We start from the raw sequence: 19,306 nt of genomic DNA, 5'->3' as shown, positions 1-19,306 counted from the left end.
AGCAGATGACGCAAGCTGTGCTGGACCGGCCGGTGGCGCCGGAACGGGCCGTGCCCCGCCGCCGCCGAGCCGGCCAGGGCACCGGGTACCTGTTCCTGTCGCCGTGGCTGCTCGGTGTGCTGGTGCTGACCATCGGCCCGATGATCGCGTCGCTGTACCTGTCGTTCACCGACTACGACCTGTTCGACGCGCCCCGCTGGGTCGGCCTGGACAACTACGCAACGATGTTCACCCGCGACGACCGGTTCTGGCACGCCGCCGGCGTCACCGCGCGGTACGTCGGGCTCTCGGTGCCGCTCAAGCTCGGGCTCGCGCTGGCCGTCGCGATGCTGCTGAACCGCGCCCGCCGCGGCGCCGGGCTGTACCGCTCGGCGTTCTACGCGCCCTCGCTGCTCGGCGCGAGCGTGAGCCTCGCCCTGGTGTGGCGCGCGATGTTCTCCACCGGCGGCACGGCGGACCGGGTGCTGGCCGCGTTCGGCCTCGACACCGGCGGGTGGGTAGACCAGCCGCAGTTCGCGCTGCTGGCCGTGATCGCGCTGGCCGTCTGGCAGTTCGGCGCGCCGATGGTCATCTTCCTCGCCGGGCTCAAGCAGATCCCGAAGGAGCTGTACGAGGCGGCGGAACTCGACGGCGCCGGGGCCTTGCGCCGGTTCCGGTCGGTGACGCTGCCGATGCTGTCCCCGGTGCTGCTGTTCAACCTGGTGCTGGAGACCATCCACGCGTTCCAGTCGTTCACCGGCGCGTTCGTCGTCAGCAGCGGCCGCGGCGGGCCCAGCGACTCGACCCTGCTCTACACCCTCTACCTCTACCAGCGCGGCTTCACGGACTTCCGGATGGGCTTCGCCTCGGCGATGGCCTGGGTGCTGCTGGTGGTGATCGGCGTGCTCACCGCGCTGCTGTTCCGCGGCTCGCGCCGGTGGGTGTTCTACGCGGGGGAGAGCCGATGACCCGCCGGTCGTGGGGGTGGCACCTGCTGATGGTGCTCATCCTGCTGGTGCTCCTGTATCCCGTGGGCTGGCTGGTCTCGGCGTCGTTCAAGCCCGCGGAGGAAGTGCTGGCCGGGCTTTCGCTGCTGCCGTCGCACCCGACCGGGGACAACTACACGCAGGTGTTCGCCGGGGTGGCCGGCTACAGCGTCTGGCACTACTTCGCCAACTCGCTGGTGATTTCGGTCGGCGCGGTGCTCGGCAACGTCGTGTCCTGCTCGCTCGCCGCCTACGCCTTCGCCCGGCTGCACTTCCGCGGTCGCGGGCCGATGTTCGGGTTCATGCTCTCCACCATCATGCTGCCGCAGCACGTCGTGCTCATCCCGCAGTACGTGATCTTCCAGAAGCTCGGCATGGTCAACACGTTCTGGCCGCTGGTCCTGCCGAAGTTCCTGGCCACCGACGCGTTCTTCGTCTTCCTGATGGTGCAGTTCATCCGCGCCCTGCCCGGCGAACTGGACGAGGCCGCGACGATCGACGGCTGCGGGCCGGTGCGGACGTTCCGGTACGTGATCGCGCCGCTGCTGCGCCCGGCGCTGATCACCACCGCCATCTTCACCTTCATCTGGACCTGGAACGACTTCTTCTCGCAGCTGATCTACCTCAACGACCCCGGCCGGTTCACCCTGCCGCTGGCGCTGCAGATCTTCGTCGACCAGACGAGCCAGTCGGCGTTCGGCCCGATGTTCGCCATGTCGGTGCTCGCCCTGCTGCCGATCGGGTTGTTCTTCTTCGCCTTCCAGCGATACCTGGTGGAGGGCGTCGCGACATCGGGGCTGAAGGGATGAAGACGCAGTACCGCTCGCTGACGCTGCTCGCCGAGGTCCTGTTCGTGGGCCTGCTGGTCTGCGTGGCCTCGGTGTTCGTCGTGACGTCCTTGGCCGCGGCGGCCGCCGGTTCGGTGCTGGTCACCGACGTCGCCGCGGACGCCCGGACACCGACCGTGCGCCGGTTCGCCCGCCTGTTCCGCGCGGCGCTGGCCCACCCGGTGGCCGTGCTGGCCCCGGCGGGTCTGCTGGTCGTCGGAGCCGTCGACGTCGTCGCGGTGCTGGGCGGGCTGCCGGGCGGCCGGGTGTTCGGGGCCGTGCTGGGACTGGTGCTCGCCGCGCTCCTGGCGGCCGGCCTGCGCGGCGCGGCGGCCTGGCGGCCGGACCGGCGCTGGCCGGAGGTGCTGGGGGTGGCCGGCCGGGAGACGGTCTTGGACTGGCGTGGCAGCTTCGGGCTGGTCGTCGCGATCGTCGTCGTGGCCGTCGTCGTCGGGCAGGCGCCGGCCTTCGTGGTCGTCGCTCCGGGCCTGCTCGTGCTGGCCGCGGTGGCGGTGGGCTTGCGGGAACGCCGGTGAAGCCGCCGATCGGCATCCGGGACGTCGCCGTCCGGGCCGCGGTGTCGGTCGGGACGGTGTCCAACGTGCTGAACCGGCCCGACGTGGTCGCCGCCGCCACCCGCGCGCGGGTCCTCGCCGCCATCGACGCGCTGGGGTACGTCCGCAACGAGCCGGCGCGCCAGCTGCGGTCGGGCACCGCCCGCACGATCGGCCTGGTGGTGCTCGACGTGGGCAACCCCTTCTTCACCGACGTCGCCCGCGGTGTCGAAGAGGCGGCGAGCGAGGCCGGGCACGCGGTGATCCTGTGCAACAGCGGCGAATCCGTGGCCAAGGAACGCGGGCACGTCGAGCTGCTGGCTTCCCAGCGGGTGCACGGGGTGCTGATCACGCCGGTCGAGGCCGGGCCGGCACCGGTGCGGTGGCTGCGGGACCGGGGGATTTCGGTGGTCCTGCTCGACCACCCGACGGCGGAGGAGGACCTGTGCTCGGTCGCGGTGGACGACCGCCACGGCGGCGAGCTCGCGGTCACCCACCTGCTGGCCGAGGGGTGCGAGCGCATCGTGATGGTGACCGGCCCGGCGGGCATCCACCAGGCGGCCGAACGCCACCGCGGCGCCCGCGACGCGATCCGGCTGGCGGGCCGGCCACCGGATGTGCTCGAGGTGCTGCCGGCGCCGGCCCTCAACGTGGCGTGCGGCCTGCGGGCCGGTGAGCAGCTGCTGGCCCGGGCGGTGCTGCCGGACGCCGTCTTCTGCGCGAACGACCTGCTGGCGCTCGGCCTGCTCCAGGCCGCGGTGCGGGCGGGCGTGCGGGTCCCGGAGGACCTGGCGATCGTCGGCTACGACGACATCGACTTCGCGGCGGCGGCCGCGGTGCCGCTGACGTCGGTCCGCCAGCCGCGGCACGGGATCGGCCGCACCGCCGCGGAGCTGGTCATCGCCGAATCGCTGTCGCCGTCCGAGCACGAGCACCGGCACGTGGTGTTCACCCCGGAACTGGTGGTCCGCGAGTCCAGCCGCCGCCCCCGGCCGCGCCGGACAGCTTCGAAAACTCGATCAAAGGAGATCGGATGACCGTGTCCCGTACCGGCCGCCTCGCGACGGCGGCCCTGATCCTGGCGGCCCTCGCCCTGCCGGTCACCGCGGCTTCGGCCGCGAACTCCCTCGGCATGCTGGGCGCGGACGTTTCGACCGCCCAGCGGGCGCTCGACCTCGGCGCGAAGTACACCGACGCGGCCGGGGTGGCCCGCGATCCCCTCGACATCCTCAAGGGCGCCGGCGTCAACTACGTTCGCCTGCGGGTGTGGAACAACCCGCGCAGCGGCTACAACAACAAGGCCAAGGTGCTGCAGTACGCGCGGTCGGTGAAGGCCAAGGGCCTCAAGCTCCTGGTCGACTTCCACTACTCCGACACGTGGGCCGATCCCGGTACGCAGACCAAACCCGCGGCCTGGGCCGCGCACCCCATCGGCCTGCTGCAGACCGATGTGTACGACTACACCTATGACGTCTGCTTCGGGCTCAAGGCCCAGGGCACGACGCCCGACAGCGTGCAGATCGGCAACGAGATCAACGTCGGCCTGCTGTGGAACGACGGGAAGGTTTCTTTCGGGGGCTCCGGGTGGCGGAGCCCCCGGCCCGGGGCGACGCCCCGGAATGGCACTGTCGTCAACAACGACTTCACCAACCTCGGCCTGCTGCTCAAGGCCGGCTACAACGCCACCAAGGCCTGCAACAGCGGCACGCAGGTGATCATCCACACCGCCGACGCCGACAGCGACGCGCACGCCCGCTGGTTCTACGACGGCATCCGGGCCCAGCGCGTCCCGTGGGACATCACCGGCCTGTCCTACTACTGCTACTGGCACGGCACGATGGCGAACATGGCCGGCGTGGTGTCCGACGTGCGGTCCCGGTACGGCAAGCCGGTCGTCCTCGCCGAAACGGCCTACCCGTACACGACGGCCAACGACGACAGCACCCCCAACGCGGTCTCGGCCGCGCAGCCGTGCGCGGGATATCCGGCCACCCCGGCCGGGCAGGCCGCGAACTTCACCGCGGTGCAGGACACCGCCCGTGCCGCCGGCGCGATCGGCGTCTTCTACTGGGAACCCACGTGGTACGCGGTGCCGGGCAACGGCTGGGACCCGGCCGACATCTCCGGGTCCGGCGACGGCTGGGAGAACCAGGCCGTCTTCGACCGCTCCGGCCGGTTCAATCCGCAGGTGCGCTGGCGAGCTTGACCACCGTTCGAGAAAACGCTTTCTCAAACGGCGTCCGGGCAGCTTAACGGTTAAGCAGATTGGCCGGTTTCTGTCTCGTGGCCGGTGTTCCGCCCGTGTCGCGCGTGTTACCGTGGGAGCGCTCCCAGCCTGAAACTTTCCTGTCGAGTCCTTCTCCAGGAGGTCGGTAATGAACTGGCGATTCCTCCGCGCGCTCCTGGCCGGCCTGCTGGTGGCCGCCTGCGCTCTCGTGGCCCCCGCCGCGGCCGGGGCGGCCACGCCCACCCGGATCATGGCGCTGGGCGACTCCATCACCGGGTCGCCCGGCTGCTGGCGCGCGTTGTTGTGGAAACACCTCCAGGAGACCGGCCACACCGACATCGACTTCGTCGGCACCCTGCCGGCGCAGGGCTGCGGCTTCACCTACGACGGTGAGAACGAGGGCCACGGCGGGTTCCTGGCGACCGGGATCGCCCGGGACAACCAGCTGCCCGGCTGGCTGTCGGCGACGCACCCGGACATCGTCCTGATGCACCTGGGCACCAACGACGTCTGGAACAACATCCCGGCGAGCACCATCCTCGACGCCTTCACCACGCTGCTGGGCCAGATGCGGGCCGCGAACCCGGCGACCAAGCTGATCGTCGCCAAGATCATCCCGATGAACCCGGCCAACTGCACGGCCTGCGGCCAGCGGGTGGTCGACCTGAACAACGCCATCCCCGGCTGGGCCCAGGCGCACTCCACGGCCGCGTCGCCGATCACCGTCGTCGACCAGTGGACCGGGTTCGACACCGCGGCCGACACCGGTGACGGCGTCCACCCGAACGGCACCACCGGCATCCAGAAGATGGAGAGCCGCTGGTACCCGGCCCTGGTCGCGGCGCTCGGCACGGACACGCCCACCGCGACCGGCCTGCACGTCGACGGCACCCGGATCCTCGAGGCGAACGGCTCGCCGTTCGTCATGCGCGGGGTGAACCACGCGTACGTCTGGTACCCGGGCCAGAACCGCGCCTTCGCCGACATCAAGTCCTTCGGTGCCAACACGGTCCGGGTCGTCCTCGGCAGCGGGCAACGGTGGGGACCGACGTCGGCCGCCGAAGTCACCAGCGTCATCGGGCAGTGCAAGCAGAACCGGCTGATCTGCGTCCTGGAGGTCCACGACACCACCGGGTACGGCGAGCAGAGCGGGGCCGCGACGCTGGATCAGGCGGCCGGCTATTGGATCAGCGTGGCCGATGCGCTGAAGGGCCAGGAAAATTACGTCGTCATCAACCTGGGCAACGAGCCGTTCGGCAACGACCAGCAGGTCAGCGCGACCTGGACGAGCGCGACGAGCAACGCGATCAAGCGGTTGCGGGCCGCCGGCCTGCAGCACCTGCTGATGGCCGACGCGCCGATGTGGGGCCAGGACTGGCAGAACATCATGCGCGACAACGCGGGCACGGTGTTCAACGCCGACCCCCAGCACAACACGGTCTTCTCCATCCACATGTACGGCGTCTACGACACCGCCGCCGAGATCAACGCGTACTTCGACGCCTTCCGCACCGCCGGGCTGCCCCTGGTCGTCGGCGAGTTCGGCAGCATGCACACCGACGGCAACCCGGACGAGGACACGATCATGGCCCAGGCGCAGGCCCGCGGCCTCGGCTACCTCGGCTGGTCCTGGAGCGGCAACAGCAGCGACGTCGCCTACCTCGACATGACGAACAACTTCGACCCGGCGAGCTTGACGGCGTGGGGTGAACGATTCCTCAACGGCATCAACGGAATCCGGCAGACGGCGAAGGAAGCAACGATCTACGGCGGCAGCCAAGCCGACACCCAGGCGCCGTCCGTTCCGGGCACGCCGGCCGTCTCGGGCGTGACGTCGAGCGGCGCCACGCTGAGCTGGGCCGCGTCGACCGACAACGTCGGCGTCACCGGCTACGACGTCCTCCGGGCGCCGGGAGCGAGCGGGGGCACGTTCGCCGTGGTCGGTTCGACCGCGACGACGTCGTACACCGACAGCGGCCTGACGGCTTCGAGCACGTACCGGTACCAGGTGCGGGCGAGGGACGCCGCCGGGAACACCTCGGCCGGCTCCGGGGTCGCGACGGCGACGACGAGCGCGGGCGGCGGATCCGGTGCGTGCAAGGTGGCCTACGCCGCCTCGAACTGGGGCGGGGGCAACGGGTTCACCGCCAACGTCACCATCACCAACACCGGCACGAGCGCGGTCACCGGCTGGACGCTGGCCTTCGCCTTCGCCGGCGGCCAGCAGGTGACCCTGCCCGGCTGGGGCGCCACCTTCGCCCAGTCCGGCGGTGCCGTCACGGCCAAGAACCTGAGCTGGAACGGCACGTTGGCGCCGAACGCTTCGACCGGCATCGGCTTCAACGGCACGTTCACCGGCACCAACTCGGCGCCGTCGGCGTTCACGCTCAACGGGAGCAGCTGCACGGCCGCCTGAGCCGGCCACCTTCGCGAACCCAGGACAAAGGAGTCCTCATGTCCCTCAGACAGCAGGCGGTCCTCCTCGCCGGCCTGGCCGCGGCCACCCTGGTTCCCGCGCCGGCGGTGGCCGCGGCCGCCCAGGAAGCGCTTCCCGCACAGTGTTCGGGTACCGCGCCGATCAAGTGCCACTTCGCGGTGGCACCGGGGAACTACGACGTCACCGCAGGGCTGGGCAGCACGACGAAGGCGGCCGGCACGTCGATGTCGGTGGAGGCCCGCAGGCAGGTCCTGAACGCCGTCGCGACGAAGGCCGGACAGGTCGTCCCCACGACGGTCACGGTCAACGTGCGCAACCCCGAGGGGCAGCCGACCGGCCAGGGCGGCACGGGCACCGCGGGCCTGGACATCACGTTCGGCGGCACCGCCCCCGCGATCGGCTCGCTGACCGTCACGGCGGCCCAGGCCCCGCTGGTGACGTACCTGGCCGGCGACTCGACCGTCTGCGACCAGCCGGCCGCGCCCTACACCGGCTGGGGCCAGGTGCTGCCCACCGCGGTGCGCTCCGGCGCGGTGATCGCCAACTACGCGGACTCCGGCGAGAGTTCCGGCAGCTTCCTGGCCAACAAGGCGCTCTTCCCGACGCTGAAGCCGCTGATCAAGAGCAAGGACCTGGTGCTCATCCAGTTCGGGCACAACGACAAGCAGACGTCGGCGACGGCGTTCCGCGACAACCTCACCAAGCTGGTCAGCGGCGTCCGGGAGCGCGGGGGCGTCCCCGTGCTGGTGACGCCGCCGGTGCGGCGGCTGTTCAGCGGCACCAAGCTGACGCCGACCGCCCTGCACGTCAACGGCGTGGGCGTCGACCTGCCCGCGGTGATCCGGGCGCTCGGCAAGAGCGCGAACGTGCCGGTGATCGACCTGACGGCCAAGAGCAAGGCCCTGGTGGAGTCGCTCGGCCCGTCGGCGTCGCAGCAGATCTACCTCACCCAGGCGAGTGACGGCGTCACCGACAACACGCACTTCTCGGCCTACGGCGCGACGCAGATGTCGAACCTCGTCGTCCAGGGCGTCCGCGAGCAGAACCTGTCCCTTGTGGCCTATCTGCGCTGAACCACCGAATGGAGGAGCCATGCGTAACTTCGGCAAGCGGCTGGTGTTCGCCGCCGCGGGCGTGGTGGCCGCGGGATTGCTGCCCGCCCCGGCCACCGGTGCCGCGGTCGCGGCCACGCCGCAGCTCGACAAGCTGAACCGCGGGGTGGTCAGCGTCCACACCGCCCAGGGCAACACCGTCGGCTGGCGGCTGCTCGCCGACGACCCGGCCGGCGTGGCGTTCAACGTCTACCGCGACGGCACCCGGGTGACCACCACCCCGGCCGGCGGGCCGACGGACTTCGTGGACGTCGGTGCGCCCGCGGGCGCCCGGTACACCGTGCGCCCGGTGGTCGGCGGGATCGAGCGGATGTCGGCCTTCGCCGCGGAGGATTCGCTGACGTTGGCCAGCGCTGCCGCCGCGAGCACCCGGGACGTCCCGATCCAGCCGCCGGCCGGCGGCACCACCCCGTCCGGGGAGAGCTACACCTACACCGCGAACGACGCCAGTGCCGGTGACCTGGACGGCGACGGCCAGTACGAGCTCGTGCTGAAGTGGGACCCGACGAATTCCAAGGACAACTCGCAGTCCGGGTACACCGGCGACGTCTACGTCGACGCCTACCGGCTCGACGGCACCCGCCTCTGGCGGATCGACCTCGGACGCAACATCCGCGCCGGCGCGCACTACACGCAGTTCCAGGTCTTCGACTACGACGGCGACGGCAGGGCCGAGGTCGCGATGAAGACCGCGGACGGCACCCGGTCGGGCACCGGCCAGGTGATCGGCAGCGCGAGCGCCGACTACCGCAACTCGAGCGGGTACGTCCTGTCCGGCCCGGAGTTCCTGACGATGTTCAACGGGCAGACCGGTGCCGCGATGTCCACGGTGAACTACCATCCGCCGCGCGGCACGGTGTCCTCGTGGGGGGACAGCTACGGCAACCGCGTCGACCGGTTCCTGGCCGGGACGGCCTACCTCGACGGCTCCCACCCGAGCCTGATCATGAGCCGCGGCTACTACACCCGGACCGTGATCGCGGCCTGGGACTTCCGCGGCGGCGCGCTGACCGAGCGGTGGAAGTTCGACTCGAACTCGGCCGGCTCGCAGTACACCGGCCAGGGCGACCACCAGCTGGCCATCGCGGACACCGACGGCGACGGCCGCGACGAAATCGTCTTCGGCGCCATGGCGATCGACGACAACGGCAGTCCACTGTGGAACACCCGGCTCGGCCACGGCGACGCCATGCACGTCGGTGACCTGATCCCGAGCCGCCCCGGCCTGGAAGAGTTCAAAGTGGACGAAGACAAGTCCAAGCCCGCCGCCTGGATGGCCGACGCGAAGACCGGGCAGATCATCTGGCAGAACAGTTCCTGCAGCTGCGACAACGGACGCGGTGTCTCGGACGACATCTACGCCGGCAGCCCCGGCGCCGAGTCGTGGTCGTCGGCGGTGTCCGGGCTGCTGAACACCAGCGGCCAGAACATCGGGCGCAAGCCGTCGTCGACGAACTTCGTCATCTACTGGGACGGTGACGCCCAGCGCGAGCTGCTGGACGGCACGCACATCGACAAGTACGGCACCGGCGGCGACACCCGCCTGCTGACCGCGTCCGGCGTGCACGCGAACAACGGCACGAAGAACACACCGTCGCTGCAGGCCGACCTGTTCGGCGACTGGCGCGAGGAGGTCGTCTGGCCGACGTCGGACAACCGGGCGCTGCGGATCTACTCCACCTCGGACCCGACGAGCATCTCGCACGTGTCGCTGATGCAGGACCGGCAGTACCGGGAGGCCGTCGCGTGGCAGAACACGGCGTACAACCAGCCGCCGCACCCGAGTTTCGCGATGGCCCGGTGATGGCGGTGTCCACGCTGCGGAAGGTCGTCGCCGGGGTGCTGGCACTCGTGCTCGCGCCGCTGACCGTGGTGTCCGGCACCGCCGACGCCGGGGTCGCCGCCAACCGGTACCGGATGGTCACGGACTTCGACGCCGGCTGGCTGTTCAACTACGGCGACGCCAGTGGTGCCGATGGTGCGTCCTACAACGACGGCGGCTGGCGCAAGCTCAGCGTGCCGCACGACTGGAGCATCGAGGGCAAGAACCCGCCGGCGAACCCGTTTTCGCAGTCGGCGCCGAGCACCGGCCGCGGCGGGTACCTGCCCTCGGGCATCGGCTGGTACCGCAAGCACTTCTCGTTGTCGGGGGTGCCCGCCGGCCGCAAGGTGTTCCTCGAGTTCGACGGCGTGATGGCCAACGCGAGCGTGTATATCAACGGCACGCTCATCGGTACCCACCCGTACGGGTACACGAGCTTCCGCTACGACATCACGGCCGCGGCGAAGCTCGGCTCCGACAACGTGGTCGCGGTCAAGACGGACACGACATCGCAACCGGCGTCGCGCTACTACACCGGGGCGGGGATCTACCGTGACGTCCGGCTGATCGCGACCGATCCGGTGCACGTCGGCCAGTGGGCCACCCGCGTCACCACGCCGAACGCCACCACCGTGCACGCGGAAACCACGGTGGTCAACGAAGGAGGCGCGGCGGCGAGCGTCAGCGTCCAGGGCGTGCTCAGCGACCCGGGCGGGGCCGCGCTGCCCGCCGTGACGACGGCGGCCAAGACCATCGCTGCCGGGGCGTCGGCCACCTTCGCCTACGACGTGCCGGTGAGCAACCCGAAGCTGTGGGACCTGGCGAACCCGAACCTGTACTCGCTGGCCACCAACGCCCTCGTGGGCGGCACCGCGGTGGACGACGACGTCACGTCCGTGGGCATCCGCACCCTGACGTTCAACGCCGCCACCGGGATGAGCCTCAACGGCAAGAACGTGAAGTTCCAAGGTGTCGCGCTGCACCAGGACCTGCACGGGCTCGGGATGGCGGCGCCGCAGCGGGCCGTGCAGCGGCGGCTCGCGCAGCTGAAGGCGCTCGGGGTGAACGCCATCCGCACCGCGCACGACCCGCCGAGCCCGGCGTTCCTCGAGCTGACCGACCGGATGGGGTTCCTGGTCCTCGACGAGTTCTTCGACGTCTGGACCCAGCACAAGTACGCCGACGTGGGCGACTACGCGACTTACTTCAACCGGACCGCGGCCGCGCCGACCGGCACCCCCGCGGTGCCCGGCGCGAGCGGCTCGGTGCCCTGGTACCAGGTGGACACGACCAGCGTTGTCCTGCGCGACCGCAACCACCCCAGCGTGGCGATGTGGAGCACCGGCAACGAGATCCGCGACCCGATCGCGACCCGGACACCGCTGCTGACCCGGATGGTGGCGATCGCGCACAGCCAGGACCCGGGCCGTCCGGTCACCCAGGCGCTGTTCCGGCCGGCCGACAGCGGCGACGTCACCGGAGCCACCCGGACCATCGTCGACGTCTTCGGCGGCAACTACCGGCCGGACGAGGTCATCCAGGCCGCGAAGACATCTCCGGCGCGGGCCGGGCTCTTCACCGAGATGGGCACCGACACCTCGGCGTGGGCGACGGTCCGCAACAACGCGGTGGTCACCGGTCTGTTCCTCTGGACGGGTGCGGCGTACCTGGGGGAGGCTGACGGCCTGTGGCCCCGCGTGGAGCCGGACTTCGGCCTGCTGGACGGCGTGGGCACGGTCCGGCCGATCGGGTACTCGTGGCAGCGCACGTGGGGTGCGCCCACGACATCGCCGCCGGCGACCGGCACCACGGCGAACCGCGTGCTGCTCTCGCCGGACCACAGCACCGTGTCCACGGACGTCGACGACGTCTCGTACGTCAAGGCGACCGTGGCCGATTCGGCCGGCCGGGTGGTGACCGGCTCTTCCGCCCCGATCACGTTCAGCGTCAGCGGGCCGGGCGAGCTGGTGGCGGTCGACAGCGGGAGCCCGGTGCAGGAAACCTTCCGCGGCCCGGTGCGGAAGGCCTACCAGGGCGTCGCGTACGGCCTGGTGCGGGCGACGGGCGCCGGCACCATCACGGTGACCGCGAGCTCGGCCGGGCTGACGCTCGGCACGACCACGCTGACCGGCACCACGGCGCCGTTCGTGCCGTGTTCCGGCAGCTGCAACTGACCTTTGGAATGCGTATGAAACTCGCAGTCTCCCTCGTGGTGTTCGCGACCGCGGTGACCGTCGCCGGCGCGCCGGTGGCCGCCGGCAGCCCGGCGGCCGGGAAGACCTACTACGTCGCCCCGGCGGGCAGTGACAGCGCCCCCGGGACGCAGGCCGCGCCCTGGGCTTCGGTCGCGCACGCCCAGGCGATCGCGCAGGCCGGCGACACGGTGTACCTCCGGGGTGGCACCTACGCCTACTCCCGGGCGAACAAGGCCTGCGCGAGCCAGACCGACCGGGTGGACGCGATCACGCTGGACAAGAGCGGCAGTTCCGGCAACCCGATCCGCTACTGGGCCTATCCCGGCGAAACACCCGTCTTCGACTTCTCCCGGGTCGGCGACGACTGCCGGATCAAGGGTTTCGACGTCACCGGGAACTTCATCCACCTCAAGGGGCTGGAAGTCAAGGGCGTGCCCCAGAACAACAACCTCAACCACGAGTCGTGGGGGATCTGGGTCTCCGGGAGCGACAACACGTTCGAACTGCTGAACCTGCACAACAACATGGGGCCGGGGTTGTTCATCCAGGACGGTGGCGGCAACCTCGTCCTGAATTCCGATTCCCACGACAACTACGACCCGCGCACGTCGAACGGCGCCGGGGAAAGCGCCGACGGGTTCGGCGCGCACATCTCCGCCGGCCACCCGGGCAACGTCTTCCGCGGCTGCCGCGCGTGGTGGAACTCCGACGACGGGTTCGACCTGATCAACGCGTTCTCGCCGGTGACCATCGAGAACTCGTGGGCGTGGCGCAACGGCTACCTGCCGGAGACGACCACGTCGTCCGGCAACGGCAACGGCTTCAAGATGGGCGGCTACGGCGGCAAGTACGTCGCCAACGGCGTCAAGCACACCGTCCGCACTTCGGTGGCGTTCAACAACAAGGCCGCGGGGTTCTACGCCAACCACCACACGCTGGCCAACGACTACTTCAACAACACGAGTTACAACAACCACCCCGACTACAACATGCTCGGCATCACCTCGAGCAGTGCCGCCACCGGGCTGGGCAACCTCCGCAACAACGTCGCCTACGGGGGAACGCTGCTGTCCAACATGTCCGGCACGAGCGCCAGGGCCAACTCCTGGAACGGGGGCGGCACGCTGTCCGACGCGCAGTTCCGGAGCGTGTCGACGTCCGGCTGGGACGCGCGGCGCCAGGCCGACGGCAGCCTGCCGGTGCTGCCCAACCTCCGCCTGGCGGCGGGCAGCTGGCTGATCGACAAGGGCACCGACGTCGGCCTGCCTTATCACGGCAGCGCCCCTGACCTCGGCGCCTTCGAGTCCTGAATGGACGAATCGGCGGTGACCGCGCACGGGTCACCGCCGATCCGTCCGGCGCCGGCCCGGGGGTTCGCCGCCCGGCCGAGCGGGTAACCGGCTGCACGACGCGGCCGCCGGCAGGACGGGAGACGACCATGGCCATCAGGCTGGGCAGCACGGTGATCAACTGCACCGACCTGGAGACCATGACCCGCTTCTGGTGCGCGGCACTCGGCCTCGAGCCGGCGTCCGAAGCCGACGACTTCCGGCTGCTGCGCGGCCCGCACGTCAACCTGTCGCTGCAACGCTCCCCGGTGTCCGCGCGGGACCAGATGCACCTCGACCTCTACACGGACGACCAGGAGCACGAGGTCGACCGGCTCATCGGCTTGGGCGCGCGGTTCGTGCGCCACGTCGACGACGACCCGGCCGACGACTGGGTCATCCTCGCCGACCCGGAGGAGAACCTGTTCTGCGTCTGCGCGAAACCGGCGGACGAGGTCCGCGACCCGGGAGCCGGTTCCGCCGCGTGATCTCGATGCGTGCTGAAGCCGACCGAGCGGGAAAGCCGGCCGTCCTCACCGGCCCGCGATCACGTCTGCCGGGGGTACCGGAGGCGTGGCGAATTCGTCGCACGCGCCCAGGAGTTCCTGGCCGAGGGCCTGGCGGCCGGCGAGCGGTGCGCTACGTCGCCCCGGGGGACGAGGCCGCGCTGGCCGGGCAGCTGCGGGCGGACGAGCGCTGCGACGAGGGCCTGGAACGCGGGGCCGTCCAGGTCGCTTCGGTCGAGGCGACCTACCGCACGGGAGCCGTCGTCGACCCCGCCGGCCAGGTCGAGCACTACGCCGCGGCGACGTCCGAGGCGCTGGCGGCCGGGTTCACCGGATTGCGGGTCGCGGCCGACGCGACGTCGCTGGTGCGCACGCCGGCCCAAGTGGACGCCTTCGCCCGCTACGAGCACCTGGTGGACCACTACCTGGCCGGTCATCCGATGTCGGCGATGTGCGGCCAAGACGTGGCCGAGCTCGGCCGCGAAGCCGTCGCGCAGCTCGCGTGCATGCACCCGGCCGCCCACGACGGCGCGACCCCGTTCCACCTGCACGCGCACGCGCGCGACGGCAGCGCCGCGGCGCTCGACGGGGAGCTGGACCTGGAGGCCCGCCGGCTCTGGCCGCCGGTGCTGGAGCGCGCCGGCCTGCGGCCCGAGGGCGGCACGATCGCCATCGACGCCGCCGGCCTGGAGTTCGTCGACCACCGCAGCCTGGTCGCGCTGGCCGGCTACGCCGAGCGGCACGGTGGTCCTGCGCACGCGATTGTCCACGCCCGCCCGGCTCGCCGAGCATCGCGAACCGGCCGCCCGAGCCCCAGTGCGTTCGAGCTCGGCGGCGGCGTCCAGCCGCTCAGGCGCAGCGGGGCTGTCCCGGGCAGCTGCGCAGCAGCTTGACCACCGGCGCGGCCGGAATCGTCCCGTCCGCCCCCGGCATCCCCAGCGGCCACGCGATGGCCAGTGCCACCGCCGAAGAGTTGTTGCCGTAGTTCGTCTCCAGCAGCGTCCGGTCGGCGTTGACCGTGTTCACCAGGTCGTACGTGCCCGTCGGGACGTGGGTGATGTCCAGCCACTGGAAGTCCACCGGGTACTTGTAGTCGTCGCCCGCACCGACCGAAATCCCCTCGACCACCTCGAGCGCCGTGGGTTCGTGGTGGCGGCACATGTTGCCGCGCAGCGTATCGGCGAGAGAGGCGTCGGCACCCGAGCCGCCCGGCACGTTCTTCAGGCGGCCGACGTCGTGGACCGGGAACCGGTCGCCGAGGCAGAAGCCGTTCTTGCGGTCGGTGACCACCGTCTCGCCCTGGGGGGAAACCAGCGCGAAGCGCTCGAAGTTCATCAGGTGCCAGTGCTGGTGGGCGGGAGCCGGCTCGTAGTACGTGAAGGCCCCGGTGGCGCGTTGCGCCGCCGCGTAGCTGTCCGGGATCGAGCCGTCCGCGCCGTTGCGCAGCGCCTGCCGGACCGTCATGGTCTGCTGGTTCGTGCTGTCGCGGCGGCCGTACAGCAGCAGCGGCCCGTCGCCGACGTTCTCCTCCGCGCTGGTGAACCGCAGCCGGACGGCCTTCGCCACCGACGGCGCGACGCAGCGGCCGTTGGGGGCGGCCGGATCGACCACCGGGCAGACGTCCCAGGCGGTGCACAGCGGGAGTTCACCGGAACTGCCGCCGGCACACCCCGGCACGGCCTGGCGGAGGTCGGGGAGCAGGAGGTCCGGCGCCGCGTCGGCACGGGGAGCGGAGGCGGAAACGGTCGCCGAAAGGGCCACGAGCGCCAGTACCGCGAATTTCTTCAGCAAGAGCGGGCCGTCCTGTCCGGTATTCCGATCGGCCCCATCCTAGGGCGTCCGCAATTCCCCGGTGCGACACCGCGTCGTCACACGATCGACTGAGTCGCCTCCGGTTTCGCGGTTCCGGTGAGTAGCGTGCGGCGAACTCACCGCCCGAAAGGACCGCACCGCATGTCGACGACCACCGCAGATTTCCGTGCCGACACCGGGAGCTCCCCGGCGGTGCGGCCCGCCGGAACCGGCGGGATCACGCTGGTCTGCGGCACACGGCCGGAACTGATCAAGCTCGCGCCACTGATGCGGGTGTTCGGCGACGAGTGCGCCGTCGTCTACACGGGACAGCACTACGACCGCTCGCTCTACGCGCGGATCCGCGCGGACCTGCCGCCGTCGGACCGGTTCCACGAACTCGGCGTGGGCGCCGGCCGCCGCGGCGGCCAGCTCGGCCGGACGATCAGCGCGGTCGACGAGGTACTGGCGGACCGGCCCGGCCGGGCGGTGCTCGTCCAGGGCGACACGACGTCCGCGCTCGCCGGCGCGCTGGCGGCCAACGCGCACGATCTGCCGCTGGTGCACGTCGAAGCCGGGCTGCGCAGCCACGACCGGGCGATGCCCGAGGAGCACAACCGCGTGCTGATCGACCACCTCGCCGACCTGTGCTGCGCGCCGACCGAGCTCAACCGCGCCCACCTGCTGGCGGAAAACGTGCCCGCCGAACGGATCGCCGTCACCGGCAACACCGTCGTCGAAGCGCTGCAAGCCGCGCTCCCGGCCGCCGAGGACCGACGGGCGGTGCTGGCCGCCCGCGGGCTGGAGCGGGATCGGTTCGTGCTGGCCACGATCCACCGCCCGGAGAACGTCGACGACGCCGGACGGCTGGCGGTGATCCTGCGCGAACTGGGCCGCCTGCAGCTGCCGGTGGTGTTCCCGCTGCACCCCCGCACGGCCAAGAGCGTCGAGGGGTTCGGCCTGCGGCACCTGCTCGAGCCGCTCGTCGAGCTGGAACCCCAGGCCTACCCGGCGTTCCTCGCGCTCGCCGCCGAGGCGGCGGTGATCGTGTCGGATTCCGGGGGCATCCAGGAGGAAGCGAGTGTCCTCAAGCGACCGGTGGTCGTGGTCCGGCGCAGTACCGAGCGCCCCGAGATCGCCGGAACGTTCGGCACGCGAGTGCTCCCGGGGCCGTCGATCGGCACGGAGGTGGCGCGGTGGCTCGACGACGTGGCCGGCCACCGCGAGCGCCTCCGGCACCTCCCGTCACCGTACGGCGACGGGTCCGCCTCCGCCCGGATCGTGACGGCGCTGGGGACGTTGCTCGATCAGCGGGCCGGTTCGGTCACCGCGGGCTGATCCGCCAGCGCCGCGACGACGTCGTTCGCCAGGGCGACGCTCGAGTTCCAGCTCGTCACGTCCGGGTAGACGTGGGCGGTGGTGGCCAGCAGGAGGCCGGTGCCGTCCACGGTCACCGGCGGCCGCGCGGCCCGGTACCCCAGCGGGTACACCGGTTCCACGAACGGCGCCTTGAACACCCGCACCTGCTCGATGTCGTCGGCACCGAGCTCCGGGTACAGGCCGCGCAGCTGCGCCGACCAGCGGGCCGCGATCGCGGTGTCGTCGTCGAGGTACAGCTGCGAGTCGCGGTCGGTGTAGTGCATCACGTACACGAGGTGGCGGCCGTCCCGGGAGCCGGCGAGCGCGGACATCGCGACGACCCCGTCGAACTCCGTGCCCGAGTGCAGCACCGGCGTCCAGTAGTGCTCGGTGACCGGCCGCCGGAGGAAGAACACGCCGGTGACCACGCCCTGGTAGGGCAGGTCGGTCGCCGGCAGCCGGGCGGCGAGCGCGTCGTCGGCGATGCGCCGCAGCAGGGGCAGCGGCACGGTCGAGATCACGTGGTCGGCGTCGAGGACCTCGCCGCCGGTCAGGGTGAGGACCGAGCGGCCGCCGGTGCTGTGCAGCCGCCGGACCGGGGCCGACGTCCGCACCACCCCGCCGGCCCCCTCGATCGACGCCCGCAGCGCGTCGATGATGGTCTTGTAGCCGCCGTCCGGGTAGCCGCGGGTGGCGACGTTGCGTTCGCGGCCGAGCCGCTGCCACAGGTACAGCGCGGGGACGTCCCCGAAGGACGGCCCGAACTTCGAGCCGAACATCGGCGCGAAGAGCCGCTCCCAGACGACGTCGCCGTAGAGCCCGCGCAGCCAGTCCTCGGTGCGGAGGTTGTCCAGGTCGCGGCCCCGGCCCAACCGGCGCAGCAGCAGCGAAACCACGCCGAAGCGCACGCGGTCGTGCAGGCGCAGCGGGGAGAAGCGCAGCAGGTCGAGCGGGGAGTTGAACGGGTGGCGGCGGCCGTCGACGACCATGCCCATCGTCGTTTCGCGCCACTGCACCGCGTCCCGCAGACCCAGCTCGCCGAGCAGCGCCAGCAGGCTGGCGTCCGACGGCATGATGCAGTGGTAGAAGCGCTCGGCCCACTGGTCGCCGTCGGCGAAGAAGGTGCCGAGGCCGCCGAGCTGGTCGCTGCCTTCCAGCAGGGTCACGCGGGTGCCGCGGCGGACGAGGCGGTGGGCGGCGGCGAGGCCGCAGATGCCGCCGCCGATCACGGCGACGTGCGCGGAGTCGGGAGGGGTCACCGGGTCACAGCTTCCGGTAGGGCGCCGGGCTCAGCCGGTCGCGCGCGAGCAGTTTCAGGTATTGGACGAGGGTCCGCCGCAGCTTCAGCTTGCTGGGTCCCTGCTTGCGGTCGTACCGCAGGGCCAGCGGGACCTCGGTGATCACCGGGCGGCAGTGGCGCAGCTTGAGCAGCAGCTCCACCATGCAGGCGAAGCCCTGCTCTTCGATGAGCCGTTCGCCCCAGTGCGCGGAGGCGCGGGCCAGCAGCGACGCCCGGTAGGCGCGGTAGCCGCTGGTGAAGTCCCGGACGCCGTCGACGTCGAGGGCGCGGTGGAACAGCTGCGCCGCGCCGCGGGAGAGCAGCCGCCGCCCGAACGGGGCGGTCCGGTCGTCGCCGCCCGGGACGAACCGGGAGCAGATGGCGACGTCCGCGCCGGCGGTGATCTCCGCCTGCAGCGCGCGGATCAGCGCCGGGTCGTGGGTGTCGTCGGCGTCCATCACGACGACGACGTCGTCGGGACCGGCTTCCTCCAGCGCCGCCCGCAGCCCCGACTGCACCGCGCGGCCGAGCCCGAGGTTCACCAGGTGCCGCACGACGCGGACGTCGAGCCCGCCGTAGCCCGACTCGGCCACGGCGACCGTGGCGTCGGCGGAACCGTCGTCGACGACCCAGACGGTGACCTGCTCGGTGCGGGCCACGTCGGCGAGCCGGCGCAGCAGCGGCGGCAGGGACGCTTCTTCGTTGAACGCGGGCAGCACGACGTGCGCCCGTCCGCCGGTCCGTCCCCCGGTGGGATCCGGACCGGTGCGGTCCGGTTCGGACAGTGTGGCCAGGGTGGTTTCTTCGAGCGCCACGGTTCCCCTCGTCTGGTTGTCCTCGTTTTGGCCCGTCACCCGTCCGGACTCGGGTTTGGTGCGGCCGTCCAGTCCTATTCGGCTATGTT

Annotated in this window: 16 protein-coding genes; 13 read left to right on the top strand and 3 right to left on the bottom strand. The window is 71.4% G+C overall.

What is annotated here, in order from left to right; translation table 11 throughout:
- Positions 1–5 precede the first annotated feature (5 nt).
- The 12 genes from ISP_RS38395 (at position 6) to ISP_RS38340 (ending at position 14,866) form a co-directional block, all read left to right on the top strand.
- Entirely contained in the window at positions 6–947 is a 942-nt protein-coding gene (locus ISP_RS38395) for a carbohydrate ABC transporter permease (RefSeq protein ID WP_013229175.1), read from the top strand.
- Entirely contained in the window at positions 944–1,774 is an 831-nt protein-coding gene (locus ISP_RS38390; RefSeq protein WP_013229174.1) for a carbohydrate ABC transporter permease, read from the top strand. The genes ISP_RS38395 and ISP_RS38390 overlap by 4 nt, the downstream gene beginning before the upstream one ends.
- Complete coding sequence (locus ISP_RS38385) at positions 1,771–2,328, top strand: hypothetical protein (RefSeq protein ID WP_013229173.1); 558 nt, start codon at positions 1,771–1,773, stop codon at positions 2,326–2,328. The genes ISP_RS38390 and ISP_RS38385 overlap by 4 nt, the downstream gene beginning before the upstream one ends.
- Entirely contained in the window at positions 2,325–3,383 is a 1,059-nt protein-coding gene (locus tag ISP_RS38380) for a LacI family DNA-binding transcriptional regulator (protein WP_013229172.1), read from the top strand. Before ISP_RS38385 ends, ISP_RS38380 begins: the two co-directional genes overlap by 4 nt.
- Positions 3,380–4,552, top strand: a complete 1,173-nt coding sequence (locus ISP_RS38375; protein ID WP_013229171.1) for a glycoside hydrolase family 53 protein — start codon at positions 3,380–3,382, stop codon at positions 4,550–4,552. Before ISP_RS38380 ends, ISP_RS38375 begins: the two co-directional genes overlap by 4 nt.
- A gap of 169 nt (positions 4,553–4,721) precedes the next feature.
- A complete protein-coding gene (locus ISP_RS38370) occupies positions 4,722–6,989 on the top strand; it encodes a cellulase family glycosylhydrolase (RefSeq protein ID WP_013229170.1) in 2,268 nt (755 codons plus the stop codon).
- A 38-nt stretch (positions 6,990–7,027) separates the two neighbouring features.
- Positions 7,028–8,083 (top strand): rhamnogalacturonan acetylesterase, encoded by a 1,056-nt coding sequence (locus ISP_RS38365; protein ID WP_013229169.1) that lies wholly within the window; start codon positions 7,028–7,030, stop codon positions 8,081–8,083.
- A 19-nt stretch (positions 8,084–8,102) separates the two neighbouring features.
- Entirely contained in the window at positions 8,103–9,926 is a 1,824-nt protein-coding gene (locus ISP_RS38360; protein ID WP_013229168.1) for a rhamnogalacturonan lyase, read from the top strand.
- The gene (locus tag ISP_RS38355; RefSeq protein WP_014467627.1) at positions 9,926–12,118 is read left to right on the top strand and encodes a glycoside hydrolase family 2; all 2,193 of its coding nucleotides are present in this window, start codon (positions 9,926–9,928) and stop codon (positions 12,116–12,118) included. The genes ISP_RS38360 and ISP_RS38355 overlap by 1 nt, the downstream gene beginning before the upstream one ends.
- Before the next feature lie 14 nt (positions 12,119–12,132).
- Positions 12,133–13,449, top strand: a complete 1,317-nt coding sequence (locus tag ISP_RS38350) for a right-handed parallel beta-helix repeat-containing protein (RefSeq protein WP_013229166.1) — start codon at positions 12,133–12,135, stop codon at positions 13,447–13,449.
- Between the two features lie 128 nt (positions 13,450–13,577).
- Entirely contained in the window at positions 13,578–13,955 is a 378-nt protein-coding gene (locus tag ISP_RS38345; RefSeq protein ID WP_013229165.1) for a VOC family protein, read from the top strand.
- 146 nt (positions 13,956–14,101) lie between these two features.
- Entirely contained in the window at positions 14,102–14,866 is a 765-nt protein-coding gene (locus tag ISP_RS38340) for an MEDS domain-containing protein (RefSeq protein ID WP_013229164.1), read from the top strand.
- On the opposite strand, the gene ISP_RS38335 is transcribed toward ISP_RS38340, so the two are convergent.
- Complete coding sequence (locus ISP_RS38335; RefSeq protein ID WP_013229163.1) at positions 14,823–15,764, bottom strand: lysyl oxidase family protein; 942 nt, start codon at positions 15,762–15,764, stop codon at positions 14,823–14,825. The genes ISP_RS38340 and ISP_RS38335 overlap by 44 nt on opposite strands.
- 162 nt (positions 15,765–15,926) lie before the next feature.
- Between ISP_RS38335 and wecB the strand changes: the two genes are divergently transcribed.
- Complete coding sequence (gene wecB / locus ISP_RS38330; RefSeq protein ID WP_013229162.1) at positions 15,927–17,102, top strand: non-hydrolyzing UDP-N-acetylglucosamine 2-epimerase; 1,176 nt, start codon at positions 15,927–15,929, stop codon at positions 17,100–17,102.
- On the opposite strand, the gene ISP_RS38325 is transcribed toward wecB, so the two are convergent.
- The gene (locus ISP_RS38325) at positions 17,072–18,382 is read right to left on the bottom strand and encodes an NAD(P)/FAD-dependent oxidoreductase (protein WP_013229161.1); all 1,311 of its coding nucleotides are present in this window, start codon (positions 18,380–18,382) and stop codon (positions 17,072–17,074) included. The two genes, wecB and ISP_RS38325, sit on opposite strands and share 31 nt — an antisense overlap.
- 4 nt (positions 18,383–18,386) lie before the next feature.
- Positions 18,387–19,217, bottom strand: coding sequence for a glycosyltransferase (locus tag ISP_RS38320; RefSeq protein ID WP_013229160.1), 831 nt, complete (start codon positions 19,215–19,217; stop codon positions 18,387–18,389).
- Between the last annotated feature and the right edge of the window lie 89 nt (positions 19,218–19,306).

This window comes from Amycolatopsis mediterranei (genome assembly GCF_026017845.1).
Classification (GTDB): domain Bacteria; phylum Actinomycetota; class Actinomycetes; order Mycobacteriales; family Pseudonocardiaceae; genus Amycolatopsis; species Amycolatopsis mediterranei.
The sequence above is the reverse complement of the archived record's forward strand: the minus strand, read 5'-3'. Positions and strand labels throughout refer to the sequence as shown.

Bases quoted from the DNA above. Each gene is read 5' to 3' on its own strand.
- ISP_RS38395 (WP_013229175.1), top strand. From the start codon at position 6: ATGACGCAAGCTGTGCTGGACCGGCCGGTGGCGCCGGAACGGGCCGTG.
- ISP_RS38390 (WP_013229174.1), top strand. From the start codon at position 944: ATGACCCGCCGGTCGTGGGGGTGGCACCTGCTGATGGTGCTCATCCTG.
- ISP_RS38385 (WP_013229173.1), top strand. From the start codon at position 1,771: ATGAAGACGCAGTACCGCTCGCTGACGCTGCTCGCCGAGGTCCTGTTC.
- ISP_RS38375 (WP_013229171.1), top strand. From the start codon at position 3,380: ATGACCGTGTCCCGTACCGGCCGCCTCGCGACGGCGGCCCTGATCCTG.
- ISP_RS38370 (WP_013229170.1), top strand. From the start codon at position 4,722: ATGAACTGGCGATTCCTCCGCGCGCTCCTGGCCGGCCTGCTGGTGGCC.
- ISP_RS38365 (WP_013229169.1), top strand. From the start codon at position 7,028: ATGTCCCTCAGACAGCAGGCGGTCCTCCTCGCCGGCCTGGCCGCGGCC.
- ISP_RS38360 (WP_013229168.1), top strand. From the start codon at position 8,103: ATGCGTAACTTCGGCAAGCGGCTGGTGTTCGCCGCCGCGGGCGTGGTG.
- ISP_RS38355 (WP_014467627.1), top strand. From the start codon at position 9,926: ATGGCGGTGTCCACGCTGCGGAAGGTCGTCGCCGGGGTGCTGGCACTC.
- ISP_RS38350 (WP_013229166.1), top strand. From the start codon at position 12,133: ATGAAACTCGCAGTCTCCCTCGTGGTGTTCGCGACCGCGGTGACCGTC.
- ISP_RS38345 (WP_013229165.1), top strand. From the start codon at position 13,578: ATGGCCATCAGGCTGGGCAGCACGGTGATCAACTGCACCGACCTGGAG.
- wecB (WP_013229162.1), top strand. From the start codon at position 15,927: ATGTCGACGACCACCGCAGATTTCCGTGCCGACACCGGGAGCTCCCCG.